This window comes from Moorena sp. SIO3I6, from assembly GCF_010672095.1.
On sequence record NZ_JAAHHU010000873.1, the window covers coordinates 1 to 2,040 of the forward strand.

Here is a 2,040-nt window from a genome sequence, read left to right on the forward strand (position 1 = left end):
GGTTTATGGCTGCGGCTATAGGAGTTGGGGTGTTAGGAGTCTATATTTGTGAACGTTGGCAGTCCCAGGTATTCCTGAAGACCTCTAGTCTCTGGGCTTTAGTGTTGTGCCTTATGGTCGGTTTATTGCTCAAGTCCCAACTTCCCATCCCTTTTGGGTTAGTTGGGTTTTCCATGAATGCTGTGATTGGAGTAATCCTAGGGGTCTTTTGGAAAGGTCGTCCTTACTGGCGTTATTGGCATTAAAAACGCTATGGGCGAGCATTAAGCCGCTACGGGAACGCATCAACGGGTACTATAGCAATCCACTATAATTCATCAAATTATTGCAGTGGGTAAATCTTGCCTGCACTAAAGTCCCTGGTTTTTGTTGCTTAAAAACAATCGCTAATTTTGCTACTAATCTTGGACTTTGGATAAAATAGTACCCTCAAAGGGTACTGTCACTATCTAAGGGGACCTTTGACAATAGATTTGTTAGCCCATTGTTTTGAGTAGAAACAAAAGGGAAAACATCAAATTTTGTCCAAAGTCCAAGCAGAATAAAAACAGAAATGTTTACCCCCGATCCCACAGATTTGGTAGCTGAGTATTTATTTGAAACTCCAACTGACACGGGAGTGATCAGGAACACAGCTAATCCTGGAACCTTTGATGGTATGATCCAACACGATCCGGATGCCCATCCGTTGGCTCCCTCAGCGGATGTCCCGCCAGGGTTTGTTGGTTCAGCATCCCTGAACTATAACGTTCTCAGACGCTTATCTGATAGCGGCGAATCCCCGCAAATGTCCTTTGCACAATACGTTGAGGTTCCCAATTTCCCAGATCTGGCTAACCTGACCGTCGAAACTTGGGTTAAGGTTGATTACATCAAAGCAAACCCAGCCTTTACCGATCCTCCCCAGGGTACTTACCCTGATGGAGAAGTTGGTTTTGGAGCCTGCCCACAGCCCATATGCAAAGCATTTTCCTGGTATCTTTTCCTGAGTACTCTACAAACGGATCGCAACCTGATTCTGACTATCATCCCCAACAATGTCACCCAAGGATTACCGAAGGAAGCAGACGAAACCAGCGGCAGTGGTGGTGTAGTCAGTGAGGATATCGTCCATGGTGGTCAATGGACCCATCTGGCTGCAACCTTTGGTGAAGTGGCTTCCGGTAGGTTTATCATGCAGACCTACATTAATGGCATCCAAAGCCACATCGAAGAAGTTCGAGACTTTAACGGCAACATCCGTCGGATTCCCAATCAGACCGACAACCCGATAGCACCTTCCCCTGGTAGACCCCTACGGCTGGGTCAATTCCGTGATATTCAAGGCAACCTTGACTATCAGTACTCCGGACTTTTGGCTGGTGTGCGAATTTACAGTCGGGCTTTGACTCAGGAACAGATTCAAGCTGATTACAGGCATGACATCTGTTCAGGTACAGGACCATTAGGGAAAGAAATCTTCAGACTGGGCTTACTTAGTCTATGGCTGTTGAAGTCTACTTAATTGGGGTCAGAGGAATGTAGAATTTAGAATTTAGAATCAAGAATGAAGAATGAAGAATGAAGAATGAAGAATAAAGAATTTTAAATTCTACCTTCGCCGATTCTCAATTCTATTAAATTCTCAATTCTACATTCTCAATTCTACATTCTCAATTCTACCAACTTTCCATGGCACTACTTTTGAGTGCGACACCTAAGCGAATTTTACTTATCCCTAAACTGGTTCAACCAATTGATCAAATCAACCTCGGTTTGAAAATCTAACAACGCTTCTCCTAAATCCTCCAACTGGTCAAAGGATAATTGTTCAATTTGATTGTGTAATTGGGGATTTATCTGACCTAGGCGACGGTTAATTTGACGGATAATTAAATTAAGCTCATTGCGCTTTCCTTGCTCTAATCCCTGTTCTAATCCTTGACGAATAATTCGTTGATAAACTACTGACTCTTGCATCATATCCTCCCGAAAATAGGCTTGAATTAAATGAAGAATTTAGAATGAAGAATTTAGAATGTAGAATTTATAGCAACCGAA

Annotated in this window: 2 protein-coding genes and 1 pseudogene; 2 read left to right on the forward strand and 1 reads right to left on the reverse strand. The window is 43.1% G+C overall.

The window, feature by feature from the left end; genetic code table 11:
* Together F6K49_RS43820 and F6K49_RS43825 are read left to right on the forward strand one after the other, a co-directional pair.
* A pseudogene (locus tag F6K49_RS43820) lies at positions 1–245 on the forward strand (peptide chain release factor 1); the annotation flags it as partial.
* A gap of 308 nt (positions 246–553) precedes the next feature.
* On the forward strand, positions 554–1,504 hold the full coding sequence (locus F6K49_RS43825; protein WP_293108081.1) for a LamG domain-containing protein: 951 nt from the start codon (positions 554–556) through the stop codon (positions 1,502–1,504).
* Between the two features lie 203 nt (positions 1,505–1,707).
* On the opposite strand, the gene F6K49_RS43830 is transcribed toward F6K49_RS43825, so the two are convergent.
* Complete coding sequence (locus F6K49_RS43830; RefSeq protein WP_293108084.1) at positions 1,708–1,962, reverse strand: DUF4351 domain-containing protein; 255 nt, start codon at positions 1,960–1,962, stop codon at positions 1,708–1,710.
* Positions 1,963–2,040: the final 78 nt, after the last annotated feature.

What these genes read in the sequence shown, in the direction of transcription:
- F6K49_RS43830 (WP_293108084.1), bottom strand. Translation starts at nt 1,962, where the DNA reads ATGATGCAAGAGTCAGTAGTTTATCAACGAATTATTCGTCAAGGATTA.
- F6K49_RS43825 (WP_293108081.1), top strand. Translation starts at nt 554, where the DNA reads ATGTTTACCCCCGATCCCACAGATTTGGTAGCTGAGTATTTATTTGAA.